The organism is Kribbella sp. NPDC043289, assembly GCF_056436705.1.
In genome coordinates this window covers 1,921,670-1,941,422 of record NZ_JBWKCB010000001.1, presented here as the reverse complement: position 1 = coordinate 1,941,422, position 19,753 = coordinate 1,921,670, and the positions used below count along the sequence as shown (strand labels likewise).

General features: G+C 68.4%; 17 protein-coding genes and 3 tRNA genes. 14 read left to right on the top strand and 6 right to left on the bottom strand.

The annotated features are described in order from the left end of the window. Positions 1-102: 102 nt before the first annotated feature. The 3 genes from AC0662_RS09165 to AC0662_RS09155 all read left to right on the top strand — a co-directional run bounded on the left by AC0662_RS09165 (position 103) and on the right by AC0662_RS09155 (position 402). Positions 103-175 (top strand) — tRNA-Gly (locus tag AC0662_RS09165). A 49-nt stretch (positions 176-224) separates the two neighbouring features. Continuing rightward, positions 225-295 (top strand) — tRNA-Cys (locus tag AC0662_RS09160). Between the two features lie 35 nt (positions 296-330). Then, a tRNA-Val gene (locus AC0662_RS09155) sits at positions 331-402 on the top strand. A gap of 799 nt (positions 403-1,201) precedes the next feature. Here the strand turns inward: AC0662_RS09155 and AC0662_RS09150 are convergent. Then, positions 1,202-1,699, bottom strand: a complete 498-nt coding sequence (locus tag AC0662_RS09150) for a GNAT family N-acetyltransferase (protein ID WP_478299559.1) — start codon at positions 1,697-1,699, stop codon at positions 1,202-1,204. Between the two features lie 237 nt (positions 1,700-1,936). On the opposite strand from AC0662_RS09150, the gene AC0662_RS09145 reads away from it, so the two are divergent. Then, entirely contained in the window at positions 1,937-2,944 is a 1,008-nt protein-coding gene (locus AC0662_RS09145) for a zinc-binding dehydrogenase (protein ID WP_478299557.1), read from the top strand. A gap of 14 nt (positions 2,945-2,958) precedes the next feature. Here the strand turns inward: AC0662_RS09145 and AC0662_RS09140 are convergent, their stop codons facing one another. Both AC0662_RS09140 and AC0662_RS09135 read right to left on the bottom strand, forming a co-directional pair. After that, complete coding sequence (locus AC0662_RS09140) at positions 2,959-3,558, bottom strand: formylglycine-generating enzyme family protein (RefSeq protein WP_478299555.1); 600 nt, start codon at positions 3,556-3,558, stop codon at positions 2,959-2,961. Between the two features lie 18 nt (positions 3,559-3,576). Continuing rightward, positions 3,577-5,040 (bottom strand): ArnT family glycosyltransferase, encoded by a 1,464-nt coding sequence (locus AC0662_RS09135; RefSeq protein WP_478299553.1) that lies wholly within the window; start codon positions 5,038-5,040, stop codon positions 3,577-3,579. 136 nt (positions 5,041-5,176) lie between these two features. On the opposite strand from AC0662_RS09135, the gene AC0662_RS09130 reads away from it, so the two are divergent. From AC0662_RS09130 to AC0662_RS09110, 5 genes are all read left to right on the top strand, one after another. Beyond that, the gene (locus tag AC0662_RS09130) at positions 5,177-6,259 is read left to right on the top strand and encodes a GntR family transcriptional regulator (RefSeq protein WP_478299551.1); all 1,083 of its coding nucleotides are present in this window, start codon (positions 5,177-5,179) and stop codon (positions 6,257-6,259) included. Beyond that, entirely contained in the window at positions 6,256-8,040 is a 1,785-nt protein-coding gene (locus AC0662_RS09125; RefSeq protein WP_478299549.1) for a glucosidase family protein, read from the top strand. The genes AC0662_RS09130 and AC0662_RS09125 overlap by 4 nt, the downstream gene beginning before the upstream one ends. 33 nt (positions 8,041-8,073) lie before the next feature. Continuing rightward, positions 8,074-9,630, top strand: a complete 1,557-nt coding sequence (locus tag AC0662_RS09120) for a sensor histidine kinase (protein WP_478299547.1) — start codon at positions 8,074-8,076, stop codon at positions 9,628-9,630. Then, entirely contained in the window at positions 9,627-10,292 is a 666-nt protein-coding gene (locus AC0662_RS09115; protein WP_452196784.1) for a response regulator transcription factor, read from the top strand. Before AC0662_RS09120 ends, AC0662_RS09115 begins: the two co-directional genes overlap by 4 nt. 211 nt (positions 10,293-10,503) lie before the next feature. After that, positions 10,504-12,150 carry a MinD/ParA family ATP-binding protein gene (locus AC0662_RS09110; RefSeq protein ID WP_478299545.1) on the top strand — a complete coding sequence of 549 codons (1,647 nt, stop codon included), beginning with the start codon at positions 10,504-10,506 and terminating at the stop codon, positions 12,148-12,150. Positions 12,151-12,162: 12 nt separating this feature from the next. Here AC0662_RS09110 and AC0662_RS09105 read toward each other — a convergent pair whose 3' ends face one another. Beyond that, the gene (locus AC0662_RS09105; protein ID WP_478299543.1) at positions 12,163-13,029 is read right to left on the bottom strand and encodes a sigma-70 family RNA polymerase sigma factor; all 867 of its coding nucleotides are present in this window, start codon (positions 13,027-13,029) and stop codon (positions 12,163-12,165) included. A 67-nt stretch (positions 13,030-13,096) separates the two neighbouring features. Here AC0662_RS09105 and AC0662_RS09100 point away from each other — a divergent pair, with 67 nt between their 5' ends. Then, a complete protein-coding gene (locus tag AC0662_RS09100) occupies positions 13,097-13,807 on the top strand; it encodes an FMN-dependent NADH-azoreductase (protein WP_478299541.1) in 711 nt (236 codons plus the stop codon). Here AC0662_RS09100 and AC0662_RS09095 read toward each other — a convergent pair. Further along, positions 13,716-14,360: a DedA family protein gene (locus AC0662_RS09095; RefSeq protein ID WP_452196780.1), complete on the bottom strand. Its 645-nt coding sequence runs from the start codon at positions 14,358-14,360 to the stop codon at positions 13,716-13,718. The genes AC0662_RS09100 and AC0662_RS09095 overlap by 92 nt on opposite strands. 133 nt (positions 14,361-14,493) lie before the next feature. On the opposite strand from AC0662_RS09095, the gene thrS reads away from it, so the two are divergent. Together thrS and AC0662_RS09085 are read left to right on the top strand one after the other, a co-directional pair. Further along, positions 14,494-16,515 carry a threonine--tRNA ligase gene (gene thrS / locus AC0662_RS09090; RefSeq protein ID WP_452196779.1) on the top strand — a complete coding sequence of 674 codons (2,022 nt, stop codon included), beginning with the start codon at positions 14,494-14,496 and terminating at the stop codon, positions 16,513-16,515. Beyond that, entirely contained in the window at positions 16,512-17,108 is a 597-nt protein-coding gene (locus tag AC0662_RS09085; RefSeq protein WP_452196778.1) for an HIT family protein, read from the top strand. Before thrS ends, AC0662_RS09085 begins: the two co-directional genes overlap by 4 nt. Before the next feature lie 2 nt (positions 17,109-17,110). Here AC0662_RS09085 and AC0662_RS09080 read toward each other — a convergent pair whose 3' ends face one another. After that, on the bottom strand, positions 17,111-18,043 hold the full coding sequence (locus AC0662_RS09080; RefSeq protein ID WP_478299539.1) for a flagellar basal body L-ring protein FlgH: 933 nt from the start codon (positions 18,041-18,043) through the stop codon (positions 17,111-17,113). A gap of 153 nt (positions 18,044-18,196) precedes the next feature. Here AC0662_RS09080 and pgsA point away from each other — a divergent pair, with 153 nt between their 5' ends. Beyond that, the gene (gene pgsA, locus AC0662_RS09075; RefSeq protein ID WP_452196776.1) at positions 18,197-18,868 is read left to right on the top strand and encodes a phosphatidylinositol phosphate synthase; all 672 of its coding nucleotides are present in this window, start codon (positions 18,197-18,199) and stop codon (positions 18,866-18,868) included. Between the two features lie 4 nt (positions 18,869-18,872). Continuing rightward, positions 18,873-19,739 (top strand): phosphatidylinositol mannoside acyltransferase, encoded by an 867-nt coding sequence (locus AC0662_RS09070; protein ID WP_478299537.1) that lies wholly within the window; start codon positions 18,873-18,875, stop codon positions 19,737-19,739. The last annotated feature ends 14 nt before the right edge of the window (positions 19,740-19,753 follow it).

The following is a 19,753-nucleotide window of genomic DNA, read 5'->3' as shown; positions in this document are numbered from 1 at the left end:
GATGACCGTACGTCGACCTCCCGGGGACCCCCGTTTTTGAACTCGGCGCGGGATGGGCTAATGTTCTTCTCGCGCCGGGGGTTGCAAAAACTCGGTCGCAACGCGGACGTAGCTCAGTTGGTAGAGCGCAACCTTGCCAAGGTTGAGGTCGCCGGTTCGAACCCGGTCGTCCGCTCGGAGAGGGTTCGGCAGGCCACCGTCCTCAGATGTCGAACAGCCTCAGTGGTGGAGTGGCCGAGAGGCGAGGCAACGGCCTGCAAAGCCGTGTACACGGGTTCGAATCCCGTCTCCACCTCGAGAACCACTTAGGCTTGTTGAGTGGGTCTTTCTGGACGATTGGCGCAGCGGTAGCGCGCTTCCCTGACACGGAAGAGGTCACTGGTTCGATCCCAGTATCGTCCACGCAGTCGATAGGCGACTCGTGTCCGCGGAAAGCGCGGACCGGGTCGCCTTCGTCATTTCGTGCGGCGGCGCTTCGCTTGCCGCGAGCGGGGGCTCCGCCACCCGCACCCCCTTTGCGCCTTCGCTTCGCTCGGCTCCGTGGCTGGGCGCCGCGGTCGTCTGAGCGGTGCGGGTTGCCCGCCGCGGTCGGCTGACGGGCTCGGGTTGCCCATCGCAGTCGCCTGACCGGCGTGCAGTCCCCGCCGCAGCCCCGTGCTCGCTACTGCAGTCCCCTCGCCCGGTGCGGGTTGCTCGCCGTGATCGTCTGACCGGCTGCGCTGGTCGCGATGCGGTTGTCTGTGGGTTGCTCGCAGTGGTTGGGATCTGCAGGCCATCACAATCGGCCGTGGTCGGACGGCCTGAGCGGGGACGGTGGCTCGGGAGAAGGATTGTGATGGGCTGGGGGTTCGGATCGCAGTGAGGTCTCGCTGTCCGAACCCCCGCTGGTCGCGTCGGGTTGGGGAGGATTACTGGCCGATTTGGGTCGGAAATCCTCCCCAATCGCGTCAGTGCGAGAGGGAACGGCTCGGGTGACTGGCCGGCGGTGGGGTGAGATCGGGCGGGTGCGGGTGGGGCGGTCGTCTGCCGGCTAGGGCTTTGGCGTGGTTGGGATCTGCAGGCCATCACAATCGGCCCTGGTCGGACGGCCCGAGCGGGGACGGCGGCTCGGGAGACGGATTGTGATGGGCTGGCGGTCCGGGTGGGTGCTTGGGGCGGTTGGTGGTGGGGTGTGGATTTGGTGGGGTGGGAGGGGTTGGGGTTAGGGGGTTTGGAAGCGGCGGGTGTTTTTGGGGGGATTTGGGAGTTCTTTGAGGCCGACGGTGAGCATTACGTGGGCTGAGGCTTTGTTGGGGGCGTGGCATTCGCCCCAGAAGGTGGCTACTGATCGCTCGTCGTGGCAGTAGGTGAGGGCGGCTTTGAGGGCTTCGGTGGCGTAGCCGTTGGAGCGGTGGGTTGGGTGGATGGCGTAGCCGAAGCTCCAGTCGGCTGTGGGGTCGTTGCTCTGGCCCAGGCCTAGCCAGCCGAGGAACTCGGCGTCGGTGCGGCGGGTGATGATCAGTTGTAGATGGGTGCCGTTGTCGCTGGCGGCGTTCGCGTGGGTGTTCAGCCAGGCGCGTACGCCGGGGACGTCCCGCGGGCCCCAGTCGTCCATGAAGCGTGCGACTCGGGGGTCGGTCCAGAGCGTGCACAGTGCGGTGAAGTCGGATTCGACGGGCCAGCGGAGCGCGAGGCGGTCGGTCAGGACGGGCAGGCTCATACGGCACCTCCTGGATCAGCGTCGCCGTCAGCATCGGCATCAGCTTCAGCGCGAGCGCCGCCGTCAGTCTGAGCGTCGCCGTCAGTCTCGGCGTCAGCGTCCGGTCGGCATCGGCGTTGGCGGCCGGTGGTTTGGGTGAACCTACAGCGGGCTTTTGGCTGCGGCGAGTGGTTATTTGTTGGGTGTACGATCTGGATCAAACAAGTGTGCGACGTTGATCGAACAGGGGGTGGTGTCGTGCGGGCGTTGGAGCAGCCGTCGTTGGAGGGGCCGGGGGTGATGCGGCTGGTGGATGTGCCGGTGCCGGCGGTGGGTGCGGGGGAGGTGCTGGTCAAGGTTGGTGCCGCGGGGGTGAACTTTGCGGACGTGATGCAGACGCGTGGTACGTACGACGGTGGTCCGCGGCCGCCGTATCTCGCGGGCTTTGAAGCTGCCGGTGTAGTCGTCGCGGTCGGCAAGGCCGTGGCGGATGGGGCCGTGAGTGGCGGGGCCGTGTGTGGTGTGGCTGTGGGGGATCGGGTGCTTGGCGTTGGGTACGGCGCGTTCGCGGAGTATGTCGTGATGCCGGCCGACGGCGTCGTGTCGGTGCCGGCTGGATGGAGTGACGAGGAGGCGCTCGGCCTCGTGCTCAACTGGGCGACTGCGCTCGCGTCGCTTCGGCCGCTTGGTCGGCTGGCTGAAGGTGACACGGTGCTGATCCACGCGGCCGCGGGTGGTGTCGGCCAGGCAGCGGTGCGGATCGCGAAGCACTACGGGGCTACAGTCATCGCCACCGCGTCCGCTTCCAAACACGACGTCGTACGGCGGCTCGGTGCGGATCACGTCATCGATTACAAGACCGCGGACCTGGTCACCGAGGTACGGCGGCTGACGGGCGACCGTGGTGTCGACATCGTGCTCGAATCGGTCGGGGGCGCGACGTTTCGCCAGAGTGTCGAGGTGGCGCGGCGGGTGACCGGCAAGGTCGTCGTGATTGGTGCGGCTGGGGGTGAGGCGACGATCAGCAACTGGGAGTTGAACTTCAAGCACCCGATTCACGTGATCGGTCAGCACCTGACGACGTTGATCCAGCAGGCGCCTGAGCTGTTCGCCGATGTGATGACCGAGCTGGATCAGCTGATCGAAGCCGGCGTCTACCCGCCAGGTCGCCCGACGGTGTACGACCTCGCGGACGGCCCGAAAGCCCTGGCGGAACTGGAGTCCCGTGCCACCGTCGGAAAGATCGCGCTCAAGCCGTCACACTGACCGCGCGACGGCCGTCAGAGTGATTGCGCGACGCGGAATCCGAGGTCCTCGATCGCGAAGGTGGGATGTGACCGGCGGCGGACGGTGGAGCCGACGGAGCGTTCTTCGTCGTCGAAGCCACCGCCTCGGAAGATCCGGTACGCGCCGTACGTCTCGGCGTCGTACAGGTCCCAGCACCACTCCCAGGTGTTGCCGAGCATGTCGTGCAGTCCCCACGCGTTCGGCGTTTTGAGCCCGACCGGATGGGTGTGGCCGTCCGAGTTCCCGGCGTACCACGCGATGTCGTCGATCGGGCCGTAGCGGTACGCGGGCGTGCCGGCGGTGCAGGCGTACTGCCACTCGGCCTCGGTCGGGAGGCGGTAGCCGGGGGAGGACCAGTCGCAGTCGACCTCGGTGCCGTCGATGGAGTACGCCGGTGGCAGTCCGGACTCGGCCGAGAGCTGGTTGCACAATGCAACGGCGTCGTACCAGCTCACGCTAGTCAGCGGGAAGTCGCCGGCGACCATCGGGAAGCGGGCGAGACGGAACGCGGGCAGGTTGACGTGCCAGCGCTTCCCGAGGCGGTCGTCGCGGAGGAACAGGAGGCCGGCCGGCAGGTCAATGAGGTCGAGCACCGTCCAACCGTAGGGGGATCAGTAGAACTGGCGGATCTTCGGCCACAAGGTGGACCAGGGTTCGGCGGGCTGTTCGCAAAGGACCAGGGCGGTGCCGTCCTCGTCGTTGGAGACGATGCTGTCGACGGTGCCGACTTGTTCGCAGTTGCGGAAGTGGGATTCGAAGATCGGCGTGCGTTCGAGCTCGACGAGGAGAACCGGGCCGGTGTTGCTGTCCGGCGGCTGGGCCCAGTCCGCGAAGCTCATGTGTGGTGAGTACGGCATCGGTAAGCCGTGCGAGTCGCCATAGCGGACGAGCGCGCCGGCCTCCCCGTAGTTGCCGGTCAGCAGCGTCGCGGTCGACCGCTCCGCCGACGGCACCTGGGCCCAGGCGGTGGCGACGTTCGCGACGAACGCGGGCCACCCGATCTGCTCGCCCTGCTCCTTGTTGACCGGGATGACGATGTCGCCCGCCGACGCCAGCAGGATCGGCAACGTGAAGACGGACGAAGTGACAGCAGCGAGAACGAGTGCGGCGACAGCCTGGCGCCGATGACGGTCGATCCAGTGCAACGCCGGCTCGCAACCGGCCGCCACGAGGACGAGCAGCAGCGGCAGGGCGTAGTACGACTTGCCGCCGGACACCAGGACGACGACGCAGAGCACGGGGTAGGCGAGCGCGACGGACCGCGCCCACGGCAGTGTCCGCCAGATCCGGAGGAAGCCCGCGATCCAGATCGGTACCAGCAACGGTGACAGTTGCAGGATCTGCAGCGGGATGAACATGATCCGGTTCTCGGTGCCATCGTCGTCGCTGATGCCGCCCGCGACCTTGAGCTGCGGCCAGTCGTGCTGGAACTGCCAAATGACGTTCGGCAGTGCGATCAGGCCGGCGATCGCGATACCGGCGAGGAGCCACCAGGAGCGCAGTACGCGACGTGGGCCGACGATCAGCAGCGACACCAGGAGCGCGGCGACCGGCAGCACCACCAGGTACTTGTTCTCCAGGGCGATGCCGATCGTCAGGCCGAGCGCGAGCCACCAGCGGCCGTCGCCGGTCCGCAGCAGCTTGACCGCGAACAGCCCGATCAGCATCCAGGCGAGCAGGTCGTACGTCGCGGTCGACACCATGTGGCCGACGCCGAGCACGAAGCCGGACACCGCGGCGCAGATCGCGGCGAGCAGTTGCCCTCGCCGGTCGCTGCCGAACTCGCGGGCGATCAGGGCGATCACGATGACCGTCGCGACACAGCTCAGCGTCGACAGCACGCGCAGGCCCATCACGGTGTCGCCGAAGACGGTGGTCGAGATGCGGGTGATCAGTGGCGTCAGCGGTGGCTGGTCGACGTACCCCCAGTTGAGGTGGTGGCCGGCGACCAGGAAGTACAGCTCGTCGCGGTGGTATCCGTACCGTCCGGACAGCGCCGTCAGTACGGCGCCGACGATCAGCGCGACTGTGACGACGGGCCGGGCCGCGAATGCAGGCACCGTTGGGCGGGTCATGCCGGAATGGTGACAGGCCAACGGGCTACTTGAGGAGACGTGGGGTGACCACATTGTCTGCACGCTCCCACCCGGCACCGACGGTTCGCAGGATGATTGGATATGTCAACCGGTCAACTCGGAGGGGGCACGTGCTGTGGCACTGCTGTACGAGCGCATCTGCGCCCATGTGCTGGAGCAGCTCCGGCGGGGCGCGCTCCGCCCTGGGGACCGGGTGCCGTCCGAGATGGAGCTGGCGACACAGTTCGCGGTCAGCCGGATCACCTCCAAGCGTGCCTTGGAGGTACTGCGGGAAGCGGGTCTGGTCGAGCGCATCCGCGGGAAAGGCACCTTCGTCGTACGGCGGCTGCCCGACCTCACCGATCTCAGCGTGCCGCTCCGGCCGGCCACGCGGCGTGAGGCGCGGTCGATCGCGCTGATCGTGCCGGACATGTCCGAGGCGTTCGGTCTGGACCTGCTCAACTCGATCGAGGAGCGCTGCGCGGAGTACGGCGCCCACCTGGTAATACGGCGTACGCACGGGCGGCAGACCGATGAGGAGAAGGCCGTCGACTCGCTGGTGGCCAGCGTGGACGGGCTGATCGTGTTCCCGGTGCACGGCGACTTCTACAACGCCAGTCTGCTGCGGCAGGTGCTGGACGGGTTCCCTGTGGTTGTTGTGGACCGCCATCTGTCCGGCATCCCGGTGGCGGCAGTTCACACCGACAACGTGGCCGCGGCCCGGGCGCTGACCGTCCGCCTCCTCGAACAGGGTCATGAGCACATCGCGTTCGTCTCGCCACCACCGGTGAACACGTCGTCGATCGAGGACCGCCTGGAAGGGTTCCGGGCCGCCTTTGGCGATCACGGCCAGCCGCACGAGCTGACCGACCTGCGCAGCACGCTGCCTGGTTCGACCACGACGGAGAGCGTGCGGGCCGACATGGACGTCATCCGCGCGTTCCGGGACCGCATGCCCGAGGTGACGGCGTATTTCGCCTGTGAGTACAACCTGGCCCGGATGGTCGACCGGGTGCTCGGTGGTGACCGCGTGATCGCCTGTTTCGACTCGCCGGGGGACTCGATCGGCGGACCGCCGTACCTGCATGTTCGGCAGAACCAGACGGAGATGGGGCGCCGTGCGGTCGATCTGCTGATCGCACAGCTGCGGGGCGAGCCGGTGCCGAACCTGTCGTACGTTCCGTTCGAACTGATCGACGCCGAGAGCAGGGACGTGTGACCGGACTGCCTGCGTCGACCGCTGCGCTGACGCCGGTCGACGAACGTACCTGGTTGGTCAGTGGCGACATCGAGTTGGTGTTCCCGCGTGGTCCGGTGTTCGTGCTGGACCACGGGTACGTTCTGCCGTCGGATGCGTCCACTGAGGTGCTGAACGGGCACGGCACCTGCTGGGTCCTCCCAGAGCTGGAGGGCCCGGCCTGGCTGATCACCACCGATGCTGCGCTCTCAGTCAGCTTTGACGCCGACAGCTGCCGCGTGTCCGTGCAGGGGCCGACAGCAACGCTGACGAAGCACCCTGCTCGTCCGCACGCCGATGTCGAGGGTGCCGAGTTCGCACTGGAGTTCCCGGGCTCCGACGCACTGGCCGACGCGCTCGCGGGCTTCTACTGGGGCACAGTCCTGCCCTGCGTCGTCGAGCGCACCACGGCACGCACGTATCCCGACCCGGACGGCTACGTGATCAGCACGCTCGCCGACAAGTACGTCGGCACCTATCCGGACGTGGACCACGAGTTTCAGATCAAGGGCCGGATCGCGTGGGGCAGTGGCGTCGACCAGGCCGTCGTACGGCGGATGATCGAGCTGCAGCTCCGCCTGATGCGTGAGGACCCGCAGCAGCTCTGGCGCGACCCGTGCGCCGTGCAGCCGGACGGCGACCGCGAGTATCACGTTCGTCGCAACAGCCTCGACGGTACGGCGAACGCGGTCATGTTCCTGGTGACGGGCAACGTGGAGGTGCTGGAGTCGATCTGGCTGTACGTCGCCCGCACCAAGGACCTGTCCTGGCTGCGTGCCCACATCGACGACATGGAAGGCGCCGCGTCCTGCGTCGAGGACTGCATCGACAGTCTCGGCAGGCTCTGGTCCGACGTGTACTACGAGGACCAAGTGATCAAGGACGGGCGCGAGACACTGGCCGCCGCACTCGCCGTACGGTCCTTCCAACTCCTCGCTGAACTGGAGACCCTGGTCGACCGCACCAAGAAGGCGGAGCGGTACGTCGAGATCGCGCAGCGGCTCATACATGCCATCAGGCAGCCACTGCCCGTCGGCTACTGGGATCCCGGGCACGATCGCTTCGTCGACTGGGTGGACCGCTCCGGTGTAGTGCACGACCACATTCATCTGCTCGCGAACGTGCTCCCGGTCCTGTTCGGGGCGGCTGACGACACTCAGAGCACAAAGGTTCTCGAGTTGGTCCAGAACGAGCTGGACGAGTTCCAGCTCTTCCCGACGTTCCTGGCCGCACGCATCGCCGACTACACGCCGAGCGAGATCGGCGACGGCGGCCCGTACGACCTGTGTGCGGCCGGGCGGTACTGGTGCTGGGACGCCGCGTTCTGGTCCTGGCGCAAGGACGGCAGGATGCTGCGCGACCAGCTGGACAAGGTCGCCGCACAAGGTGCCGTCGACAACTACGTGATGGGCGAGCGCTACGACATGGGCCACGTCTACTACGTCGACGACAAGCCCTGGCACGGAGCTGCGCACTACTACGAGTACCCCTGCGTCTACGCGTGGGTCCTCTTCCACGAGTACTTAGGTGTCCAGCCGACGCTCACAGCCGACCTGCGGATCGCCCCGCGCCTGACCGAGTTCGGCGCGGTCACGCTGCACCAGGCTGCCTATCAGCTGCGGTACGAGTACGGTGCGGACGGTTTCCACCTGCAGAACCTCGCTCCGATCACGCGGACGTTCGAGCTCGACCTGACTGCGCTGGACCCGCGCTGGGAGCCGCAGCACGTCGTACTGGGGCCAGGTGCTGACTTTCGTCAGTAGGAGCTCGGTGTTCGGCTGTGTAGCGTCTAGGTCATGACGTGGCGGCGCCTGGGGGACGTAGGTCTGTGGGCCGCGTTGAGCTTCCTCGTGCTCGGTGAGAGCGGCGCCCGGAACGATCCGTACTGGTTCCGCGCCGGCTGCATCGCCGTCCTGGCGTTTGCGGTGTTCACGCGGCGCAGGTGGCCGTTGCCGGCGTTGACCGCGGTGGCGTGGGCGCAGATCGTCATCCTGGCCTTCGCCCTCGGTACGACGAACGGGGTGCAGATCGCGCTGGTACCGGCGATCAGCTTGCTGAGCTACCTGTCCGGACGCCGCGAGACGCAGCTGAAGCACTTCGTCCTCGTGTGCAGCTGGTCGCTGGTCGGCATGCTCGTCCTCGCGCTGACGATCGCCCGCGCCGCGCTGGCGACCGAGGCGGTGCTGACCTGGCTGCTGATGCTGCTGCTCTCTCTGCTGTTGGTAGTACTGCCGTGGCTGGTCGGTCGCTACCGGGCGCAGCAGGCGCAGCTGGCCACGGCCGGCTGGGAGCGGGCCGAGCGGATCGAGCGCGAGCAGCAGATGGAGATCGATCAGGAACGGCTGCGCGAACGGTCCCGGATCGCCGAGGACATGCACGACTCGGTCGGTCACGAGCTCAGCCTGATCGCGCTGCGCGCCGCAGCGCTCGAGCTCGACCCGTCACTGCCGGCGGAGCACCGGCGGGCGGCAGGTGAGCTGCGTGAGTCCGCGGCGACCGCGACGGAACGGCTCGGCGAGATCGTCGGCGTACTGCGTGACCAGGACGCGCCGACCGTTCCGCACGACGAAACGGTGCGGTCGCTGGTCGACCGCGCCGCGGAGTCCGGACTGGCAGTGCGGCTGGTCGAGGAGGCGGACGCCGAGCTGGCGCCCATGGTCGACCGCGCAGTGCATCGGGTGGTGCAGGAGTCGCTGACGAACGCGAGTAAACACGCGCCCGGCGCGTCCGTCACCGTGGCCGTGACGACCCGCGCGGACGACGTACACGTGCAGGTTGTGGACACCGGCGCTCAACGGCCGGTCGCTGCGCCGTCAGGTGGGCGCGGGCTGGACGGACTGCGGGAACGCGTCCGCCTGGCCGGTGGTTCGCTCACCGCTGGTCCTAGACCAGGTGGCGGCTTCGAGGTGACCGCCACCATGCCGCGAGCCGGCGGACGCCCGGAGCCGCCGACCGCTGCGGTCGAGCGGGCTACGGTACGCCGGAGCGCGCAGCGCGGCCTGATCACGGCCATCGCCGCTCCGCTGTTACTCGGTGCGGTGGTCGGAGCGGTTGCCCTTGGCTACTACCTCGTGGCCGGCTACAGCGCGATCCTGCGCCCCGCGCAGTACGACGGACTCGCGATCGGTCAGTCGGAGGCGGAGGTGGAGAAGGTGCTGCCCCGGATGCAGATGATCGACGCGCCGGGGGAGGGCTACCACCCGCCGGCGGGCTGGAGCTGCCGGTACTACCGCCCGGCGGCTCCCTTCTCCAGCAACTACGTGTACCGCCTGTGCTTCGCGAACGGCGCTCTGGTCGCGAAGACCGTCGTACAGAGCGGCTCGGTACCACCGACCCCGGAGGGCAACGGATGATCAGGGTGATGCTCGCCGACGACGAGGCGATGGTGCGGGCCGGCGTCCGCGCGATCCTCGGCACCGACGACCAGATCGAGGTCGTCGCCGAGGCAGCCGACGGCGTCGAAGCCGTCGAAGCGGTACGGCGGCATCGGCCGGACGTCGCCGTACTGGACATCCGGATGCCGCGGATGGACGGGCTGGCGGCCGGTGCGGAGATCCGGCGGACGGTGCCGGAGACCGCGGTCGTCATGCTCACCACCTTCTCGGAGGACGCCTACATCGCCCGTGCGCTCGGTGACGGCGCCAGCGGGTTCCTGCTCAAGTCAGGCGACCCGCGGGAGCTGATCGCCGGGCTGAAGGCGGTCGCGGAAGGTGCCGCGTACCTGTCACCCCGCGTCGCGCAGCGGGTGATCGCCGAGCTCAGTGCCGGGTCGGGTGGCGGTGCGATGGCGCGAGCGGCGGCTGCCAAAGAGCAGATCGCCGTATTGAGCCCGCGTGAGCTGGACGTGCTCGGACTGGTCGGTGCTGGGCATTCGAACGCCGAGATCGCCGCTCGGCTCTACCTGGTTGAGGGGACCGTGAAGGCTTACGTCAGTGCCATTCTGTTGCGGCTCGGCGTCAAGAACCGAGTCCAGGCGGCGATTGTCGCCTACGAGGCCGGGCTGGTGACTTCCTGACCCTCCTGGTGGCCGTTTCGGGTCAGGTGGGTGCATGGTCTGCGCGCGTCGGGATACTGGTTGCGCAACCGACACCGAACGCTCCGGGTGGTGACGTGGTGAGGACACCGGGTCATGGGATAGTGGACCCTCCCGGGGCCCTCACCTCCGGACTACCCAGCAAGCCTCCAGGGGCCACCGAACCCCTCTCACAGAATCGGGGATCCAGGTCGTGACCGACTCGCACAACTCCGGACAGCACAAGGACCGGGAAGCGGCGGCGGCCGAGGTCCGGAGAATGTGGCAGCCGACCCCCTCCTGGACCCAGCCGGACGACGCCCAGCCCGTCGAGGAAACGGTCGAGGAGACCGAAGAGAAGCCCGACGCGCTGTCCCAGGAGTTCCCCGGCGACTCGTGGTCCCGGCCGGTCAACCAGCCGGCGCCGTGGACCCAGCCGCAGAGCCAGCCCAGCCCGTCCTGGACGCAGCCGGCCGCCGAGTCCGCCACCCCGTCCTGGACCCAGCCGGAAGAGCAGGACGACGAGCTCGGTGACGACACCGGCGTGACCGACCCGGCGGACACCTCCGCCGCGCAGACTGGCAGCCCGACCCAGGACGCCGGTCAGACCTCTGCGCCGACCGCCGGTGCCGCATCCGACAGCCCGGTCTTCGGTGGCTCGTCCTTCCACGGCTCCAGCTCCAGCTCCACCTCCGGCTCCGGCTCCGGCTTCGGCCAGGAGCAGGGCAGCCAGCCGCAGACCGCTCAGAACGGTCAGGCTGGTCAGCCCGGCCAGGCTCCGCAGAGCCCGCAGGCCGGTCAGCCCGGCCAGGCTCCGCAGCCCAGCCAGGGTGGACAGAGCGGTCAGGGCGGGCAACCGCTGTCCCCGGCCGCTCAGCACTTCTTCCCGCAGGGCGTCCCGAACCAGCAGACTCCCCAGCAGCAGAACCTGTCGTACCGCTCCGAGGAGCTCCTCCAGGCGCTGCCGCTGCCGCGCGAGGCTCCGGCCGAGCGTGGTGTCCGGAGCATGCTGAAGCTGCGCCCCGGCACGTCGGAGCGTTCCGAGCGGATCGCCCGCGCGACCGCCGCGACGGCCTTCCGCCGTCCGGTGACCATCGTGGTGGCGAACCCGAAGGGTGGCTCCGGCAAGACGCCGACCACGCTGCTGCTGTCCGGTGCGCTCGGTCAGGCCCGCGGTGGCGGCGTCGTGGCGTGGGACAACAACGAGCTGCGCGGCAACATGCACCTGCGCACGCACGACACGAACTCCCGGTCCACCGTCACGGACATGCTGCAGGCGATGCCGATGCTGACCCAGCCGGACGCGCGCCTCGGTGACGTCGCGGCGTACCTGCGGCACCAGGTGGCCGGTCAGTACGACGTGTTGACCTCGGCGACCACGACCTACGCGCAGATCGAGGCGAAGGACTTCGACCAGATCCACCGCCTGCTGAGCCGGTTCTACAAGGTCCTGGTGATCGACACCGGGAACAACGAGGGCTCCAGCAACTGGCGCGAGGCGATGAAGGCGGCCGACGCCCTCGTCATCCCGATCAAGTGGAAGAGCCTGTCCTGCGCGGCCGCCGTGCAGATGCTCGAGGAGCTGGACAACCAGGGCCCCGAGGCGCAGCGGCTGATCCGCCGCGCGGTGATCGCGGTCTCGAACGGTCCCGGCGACGTCAACAAGGAGGTCGAGAAGCAGCTCCGGCCGTACTTCGAATCGCGCGCCGCCGCTGTCGTCGACATCCCGACCGACATGCACATTGCTGCCGAGGGTCCGCTCGACCACTCCGCCATCCAGCCCGCCACCCGCCGCGCGGCGCTCGAGCTGGCCGCCAGGGTGTCGGAGCAGATCACGACCTCGCTCAACACCCCACGCTGAGTCAGAGGCCGATCAAAGGCTGAGCACAGCAAGACGCACCTGGCTGAGGCGGACCGGATCAGCAATCACGTCGTACGACGTGATCCGGTCCGCCTCGCTGGTGAAGGCGATGGCCAGCCGGAGCCGGCCACGCGGCGCGAGGATCAGCCCGACCTCTCCGTCGACCAGCGCGAGTTCCGCGCGCTGAGAGCGACTCGAGAACAGCACCGTGCCTTCAGCGACGGCACGTGCACCACGAAGCTCCGTAGCCATCCCAGGAGCCAGAGCGGCCGCGTCAGCGCGTCGTACGACGTCCGGCGCCAGTACGGCGAGGATCGCAGTCAGATCGCCCGCACGGGCGGCGTCGAGGAACGCTGACACCACACGGTGCTGTCTGGCCAGCTCGGTCGACGAAACGACCGGAGTGCCCTGGACACGCTGCCTAGCCCGGCTGGCGAGTTTCTTGGTCGCCACGGGGGTCCGCTCCACGATCGGTGCGATCTGCGCGAACGGTACGGCGAACATGTCGTGCAGCACGAACGCGATCCGCTCAGCAGGTTCCAGCGTGTCCAGTACGACGAGCAGCGCGCGGCTGACCGAGTCCGCGACCAGTGCCTCGTCCTCGGGACCACGTCGTACCACTGGGACCTGCTGTAGGTCCTCAGGAGTGGTGAGCTGTTCCGGACGGACCTTGCGGGCGCGCAGCATGTCCAGGCAGATGCGGGTCACCACAGTCCGCAGCCAGGCGCCGAGGTTGTCCACACCGTCTGCCCTGCCCAGGCGGATCCACGCTTCCTGCACCGCGTCCTCCGCCTCCGGATGCGCGCCGAGGAGGCGGTACGCGACCGCCTCCAGCTTGCTCCGTTCCGCTTCGAACGCCTCGGCCAATCCGTCGTTCACTGGTCACCTTTCCGCGCCGTACGCCGTCACCCAGTCTGACGACCACGAGACGACGAAGGTGACCACAGTGCTTCTCCATCTGGACTCCAGCGCCAACCGCACGGACGAGTCGGTGACCCGACGCCTGACCCGGCAGTTCGCCGCGGCGTACGACGACCGTCGCTATCGGGACCTGGCCATCCAGCCGGTGCAGCCGATCGACACCGCGTTCTGCCAGCTGGGCCGCCGGTCCGAGCAGCGCGGCATCGTCCCGCTCCACCAACTCGACACGATCATCGAGACGCCCGCCGAAGAACAGGCCTGGGCGCTGACCAAGCCGCTGGTCGAGGAGGTCCGCGCAGCCGACACAGTCGTGATCGGTGCGCCCATGTACAACTACTCGCTCCCAGCCGCCCTGAAGGCCTGGATCGACCGCATCACCTTCCCGGGCGCCTTCCCCGAGGGGGTACTACGGGACACCCAGGTGGTCGTCATCTCGTCCAGTGGGGGAGCGTACGGCGCCGGCTCACCGCGCGAGGGCTGGGACCACGAGACGCCGTACCTGCGGGCATACTTCACGAACCTCGGCGTACTGGACGTCAACCTGACCTTTATCCGTGCCGAGCTCACCCTGACCGGTCTGGTCCCGCAGCTCGACCAGTTCACGCCGATGGCACAACAGTCACTCGCCGACGCCGAGCGGCGTATCAGTCGATGGCGTCCACGAGCTCACGCTGAAGATCAGGTTGAGGCTTACGCTTCTTCCGGTAGTGCCGGACGAGCTCGACGATCAAGGTGACGGCGAGGGCCAGGCCGATGCCGAGGGCGACGCCCTTGAGCGGGTTGTCCTCGAAGGCCTTGCCGCCGATGTAGCCGACGAGCGTGCAGTACACACCCCAGCTGACGGCCGCGAGGGCGGCGTACGGCGTGAACTGGCGCAGCGGGTAGCGGACCGAGCCCATCGTGAGTGTGACCGCGGTCCGGCCGCCGGGGACGTAGCGGGCGACGACGAGGACGAGCCCGCCGCGTTCCTCCAACGCCTGACGTGCCCAGAGCACGGCCGCGTGCCGCTTGGTTCCGGGCTTCATCCGGTCGAGGAGACGGCCGCCGGCGCCTCGGCCAAGGAGGTACGAGACGTGGTCGCCCATGAACGCGCCGATCGTGGCGACCACGATCACGGCGTACAGGTTGGGCTCGCCGGTGGAGGCGGCGAAGACGCCGGCGGTGACGACCAGGGTCTCGCTCGGGATCGCCGGGAAGAACCCGTCCAGTGCGGCGAACCCCCACAACGCCAGGTAGATCCACCACGACGACATCAGCTCGCTTGCGAAGTGCAGGATCTGTTCGCTCATGCGTCCAAACTAGAAATCGCGACCCGCTCCGCACATCTGACTACCGGCTGGTCCGACCCCCTACTTTCGTTGTCGATACCATCTGTGCCGTGAGCGGCAAATCGGCCGGTCGCGTGCGAACCGAGGAGTGAACGTGTCGGAAGTCAAGGTCCATCTGGTCGGCGTCGAGGGCGAGGCTGAGCGGAGCGTGACCGAGACGACGACGATCGGGGAGCTGTTCGCCGAGATCTTCGGTCAGGACCGCTCCGCCATCGCCGCCCGGGTCAACGGCGAGCTGCGGGACCTGTCCCGGGTGATCGCCGACGGCGACCAGATCGAGCCGGTCAAGGCGGCGTCGGACGACGGCCGCGCGATCATCCGGCACTCGACCGCGCACGTCCTCGCGCAGGCGGTGCAGGACCTGTTCCCGGACGCCAAGCTCGGCATCGGCCCGCCGGTCGAGAACGGGTTCTACTACGACTTCGAGGTCGAGACGCCGTTCACGCCCGAGGACCTGGGCAAGCTCGAGAAGAAGATGCAGCAGATCATCAAGGAGCGGCAGCGGTTCAGCCGCCGGGTGGTCAGCGACGACGACGCGCGGACCGAGCTTTCCGCAGAGCCGTACAAGCTGGAGCTGATCGGCATCAAGGGCTCGGCGGCGGACGCGGCCGAGGGCGCGAGCGTCGAGGTCGGTGGCGGCGAGCTGACGATCTACGACAACGTCCGGCGCGACGACAGCGTTGCCTGGAAGGACCTGTGCCGTGGCCCGCACGTCCCGGCCACCGGCTACCTGGGCAACTTCAAGCTGATGCGGACCGCGGCGGCGTACTGGCGGGGGAGCGAGAAGAACCCGCAGCTCCAGCGCATCTACGGCACCGCGTGGGAGTCCCGCGACGAGCTGAAGGCCTACCTGAACCGGCTGGAGGAGGCCGCCAAGCGCGACCACCGCAAGCTGGGCACCGAGCTCGACCTGTTCAGCTTCCCGGACGAGATCGGTTCCGGTCTCGCGGTGTTCCACCCGAAGGGCGGCGTACTGCGGAAGGTGATGGAGGACTACTCCCGCCAGCGGCACGTCGAGGACGACTACGAGTTCGTCTACTCACCGCACATCACCAAGGGCCAGCTCTTCGAGACCTCCGGGCACCTGGACTGGTACGCCGACGGCATGTACCCGCCGATGCACCTCGACGAGGAGCGCGGCGCGGACGGGCAGATCCGCAAGCAGGGCCAGGACTACTACCTGAAGCCGATGAACTGCCCGATGCACAACCTGATCTTCGCCGCCCGCGGCCGGTCGTACCGGGAGCTGCCGCTGCGGCTGTTCGAGTTCGGCACGGTCTACCGGCTGGAGAAGTCCGGCGTCGTGCACGGCATGACCCGGGCCCGCGGCTTCACCCAGGACGACGCGCACATCTACTGCACCCGTGAGCAGATGCGCGACGAGCTGAAGAACCTGCTGAACTTCGTGCTCGGCCTGCTCGCCGACTACGGCCTCGACGACTTCTACCTGGAGCTGTCCACCAAGAACCCGGACAAGTTCGTGGGCTCCGACGAGGTCTGGGAAGAGGCCACCGAGACGCTCCGGGAAGTTGCCGAGGGCTCCGGTCTCGAGCTGGTCCCGGACCCGGGCGGAGCCGCGTTCTACGGCCCGAAGATCTCCGTCCAGGCCAAGGACGCGATCGGCCGGACCTGGCAGATGTCGACGATCCAGCTGGACTTCAACCTGCCGGAGCGGTTCGAGCTGGAGTACACCGCGCCGGACGGGTCCCGGCAGCGGCCGGTGATGATCCACCGCGCGCTGTTCGGGTCGATCGAGCGGTTCGTCGCCGTGCTCACCGAGCACTACGCGGGCGCCTTCCCTCCGTGGCTGGCCCCGGTCCAGGTGATCGGCATCCCGATCACCGACGGGCACGTCGACTACCTGCTCGAGATCGCCAAGCAGCTCAAGGCGCAGGGCATCCGGGTTGAGGTGGACGCGTCCGACGACCGGATGCAGAAGAAGATCCGGAACGCCCAGAAGGCGAAGACGCCGTACATGCTGATCGCCGGTGACGAGGACATGGCGGCCGGGTCGGTCTCGTTCCGGTACCGCGACGGTTCGCAGAACAACGGCGTACCGATCGCGGCCGCGGTGGCCGAGATCGTCGAGGCCGTCCAGAAGCGCGTCCAGGTATGACGGAACACCCCGACCACCCGTCCACGGAGGACGCCCCCGAGTCGCCGTACGAGCCCGAGGAGCTGGTGCCGCAGGACGGGGTCGGGGTGCCGGACCCGTTCATGCGGCTCTGGACGCCGCATCGGATGGCCTACATCGAGGGTGAGAACAAGCCGACCAGTTCCGCGGCCGGCTCGGGCTGCCCGTTCTGCCGGTTGCCGACCGAGCCCGACGCGCAGGCGCTGATCGTGCACCGGGCGGAGGCGGCGTACGCCGTCCTCAACCTGTACCCGTACAACCCGGGTCACCTGATGGTCGTGCCCTATCGGCACGTCGCGGACTACACCGAGCTGACCGACGCCGAGGTCGCCGACGTCGCGACGCTGACCCGGCAGGCGATGCAGGCGATCCGGACCGTGTCGGCGGCGCACGGGTTCAACATCGGCATGAACCAGGGCGAGATCGCCGGCGCCGGGATCGCCGCCCACCTGCACCAGCACGTCGTACCCCGCTGGACCGGCGACACCAACTTCATGCCGGCGATCGGCCATACCAAGGTGCTGCCGCAGCTTCTGTCGGACACCCGCGCGCTGCTCTCCAAGAACTGGCCGTGAGCTCAGCGGAGGAAAAGCGGTAGCAACGGGCCCACGATGTTCGTGAGAGCGTCCAGGGTGACCTCGCGCGGCGGGTTGGTCAGGGCAGTCACCCGGACCACGCGGCGGCCTTGGCGGAACACCAGCTCACCGGCCTCGGGGATGTAGTAACCGGGCTGACCGATCGGCGCGAGCCGGGGTGGCGGCACCCGCTGCGCCTCGGGGATCGAGGGTTGGCCGAACGACTCGACGATCGACACAGTGGCGTCGTACGTCCCCCAGATACAGGTCAGCGCGCCGTTTATCCGATAGTCCCGCCGCAACTGGACCTGCAACTGCACGAACCGTTCCGCCACCGAGTTCGACAGCTGACACGTCTCGTCGGACTGCCGCGCCGGCCGCAGGTTCTTCGGTACGGCGTCCCGCGCCGCCACCGCGACCGCCACGGCCTTCGCCCGATCGATCCCCTCCGCGGTACCCCGATCGATCCCGCCGCTCGGTGTCACCCGCACGACCCGATCGCCGGCCAGGAAGACCAGCCGTGACTCCGCGATCAACGCACCCTGCCCGAGCTCGGGCAACGACTTGATGGCGCCGGCACCGTTCATCAGCCGGCTGAGCGAGTCGCTCTGGCTCGGCAGGGCGCTGACCCCGATCGTGACTGCCCGGTTCTCGAGCATCAGCGTGCACAGGTCCATCGCGGGCAGGCCGCCGTCGTTCCAGGCGCTCGGCTTCGCGGTGACCGGGATCTTGAGCTGGGCGGTGAGGGTGCGCGTGATCGCCGTACAGACCTGCGGGCCGGGAGCTCCCGCCGTACCGTCGAGGCCTTCGGGTTGTGGGGGAGCGACCACGGTCGGCACGACCGCGGCCGGTGGGAGGACAGGCGGCGCGGTGCCGTTGGCGCGCTGCGCGACCGAGCAGCCGGTCACCAGGAGCACCGGAACCAGCACTGCCACGGACAAGGCCGCCGACGGGGCCAGAAGCGTACTGCGACGAATGTCACCCACCCCCTCACTGGCTCCAGCATCGCGCGGAAGTGGGGGCGACGCAGGGCGAAACGAGCGCCTTGTCATCCGATGGTGATCCGGCTGGACTACGATCGCGTGGCCATGCTTAACAGATTCCGGCAGTTCTGGACCAAGGTGATCACGCCGATCGCCAACCTCTTGCTCAAGCTCGGTGTGAGCGCCGACTTGGTCACGTTGGTGGGCACCATCGGTGTGTCCGCCGGTGCGCTGATCTTCTTCCCCAGCGGCCACCTGTGGCTGGGGACCGTGGTCATCACCTGTTTCGTGTTCTCGGACCTGATCGACGGTCACATGGCCCGTACCTCGGGCACGTCGTCGAAGTGGGGTTCGTTCCTCGACTCGACGCTGGACCGGATCGCCGACGGCGCGATCTACGGCGGCCTGGTGATGTACTACGCGAACTCGCGGGCCGGTGACTCGACGCTGATGGCCGCGGTGACGCTGTGGGCGCTGGTGATGGGCGCCGTCACGTCGTACGCGCGGGCCAAGGCGGAGAGCCTCGGCCTGAAGGCGAGCGGCGGTCTCGCCGAGCGGGCGGACCGGCTGGTCTTCACGCTGGTCATCGCGTTCTTCTCCGACGTGTTCAACCTGCCGATCCTGCTCGAGATCGTGATCTGGTACGTCGCGGCCGCGAGCACGATCACCGTGGTCCAGCGCTGCCTGGCGGTCCGCAAGCAGGTGCTGGCCGACCCGGCGAACGCCGGTCTGGACACCCCGCAGGCCAAGCCCGACACACCGGACTCGAAGAACTGACGTGATGGAGGGCCTCCGCCACCGCGCCGTCGACCTGGCCTTCGCCCTCGCCTGGACCCTCGTACGCCGCCTCCCCGAGCGCACCGTCAGCTGGCTGTTCCGGCTGACGGCCGACCGGACGGTACGCCGCAACGGTCGCGGCGTACGGCGGTTGCGCGGCAACCTGGCGATCGTCGTTCCGCAGGCGACCGACGCCGAGCTCGATGCGCTGACGAGCGCCGGAATGCGCTCGTACCTGCGTTACTGGCAGGAGGCGTTCAGGCTCCCGGAGTGGTCCGACGCGGAGATCGTCGGCCGGGTCCGGACGGTCAACGAGAAGCTGTTGCGGGACGCGTACGCCGCGGGGCAGGGCGTGATCTGCGCGCTCCCACACCTCGCGAACTACGACCACGCGGGCGCCTGGGCCGGCCTGACCGGCATGCCGGTCTCGACCGTGGCCGAGCGGCTGCAGCCGGAGTCCCTGTTCGATCGGTTCATCGAATACCGCAAGAAGCTCGGTATGGAGGTGCTCCCGCTGACCGGTGGTGACGACGACGTCACCGCCGTACTCGCGGACCGCCTGCGTGCGGGCGGCTTCGTCTGCCTGGTCGCCGACCGGGATCTGTCCGAGCGCGGCGTACCGGTGACGTTCTTCGGCCGCCCGTCCCGGATGCCCGTCGGCCCGGCGGCGCTCAGCCTGAAGACGGGGGCGCCGCTGATCCCGGCGACGCTGCACTACGACGGTCGTGACCTGGTGATCACGTTCCACGACACCATCGAGCCCGAGGGCGGGGCGGCGCAGATGACCCAGCGCTGCGCGGACGCCTTCGCGATCGGTATCGCCGAGCACCCGCAGGACTGGCACATGCTGCAGCGGATTTTCCTCGACTAAGCGGATTTTCCTCG

Bases quoted from the DNA above. Each gene is read 5' to 3' on its own strand.
- AC0662_RS09150 (WP_478299559.1), bottom strand. From the start codon at position 1,699: ATGAGCCTGCCCGTCCTGACCGACCGCCTCGCGCTCCGCTGGCCCGTC.
- AC0662_RS09135 (WP_478299553.1), bottom strand. From the start codon at position 5,040: ATGACCCGCCCAACGGTGCCTGCATTCGCGGCCCGGCCCGTCGTCACA.
- AC0662_RS09120 (WP_478299547.1), top strand. From the start codon at position 8,074: ATGACGTGGCGGCGCCTGGGGGACGTAGGTCTGTGGGCCGCGTTGAGC.
- AC0662_RS09115 (WP_452196784.1), top strand. From the start codon at position 9,627: ATGATCAGGGTGATGCTCGCCGACGACGAGGCGATGGTGCGGGCCGGC.
- AC0662_RS09095 (WP_452196780.1), bottom strand. From the start codon at position 14,360: ATGAGCGAACAGATCCTGCACTTCGCAAGCGAGCTGATGTCGTCGTGG.
- AC0662_RS09085 (WP_452196778.1), top strand. From the start codon at position 16,512: ATGACGGAACACCCCGACCACCCGTCCACGGAGGACGCCCCCGAGTCG.
- pgsA (WP_452196776.1), top strand. From the start codon at position 18,197: ATGCTTAACAGATTCCGGCAGTTCTGGACCAAGGTGATCACGCCGATC.
- AC0662_RS09070 (WP_478299537.1), top strand. From the start codon at position 18,873: ATGGAGGGCCTCCGCCACCGCGCCGTCGACCTGGCCTTCGCCCTCGCC.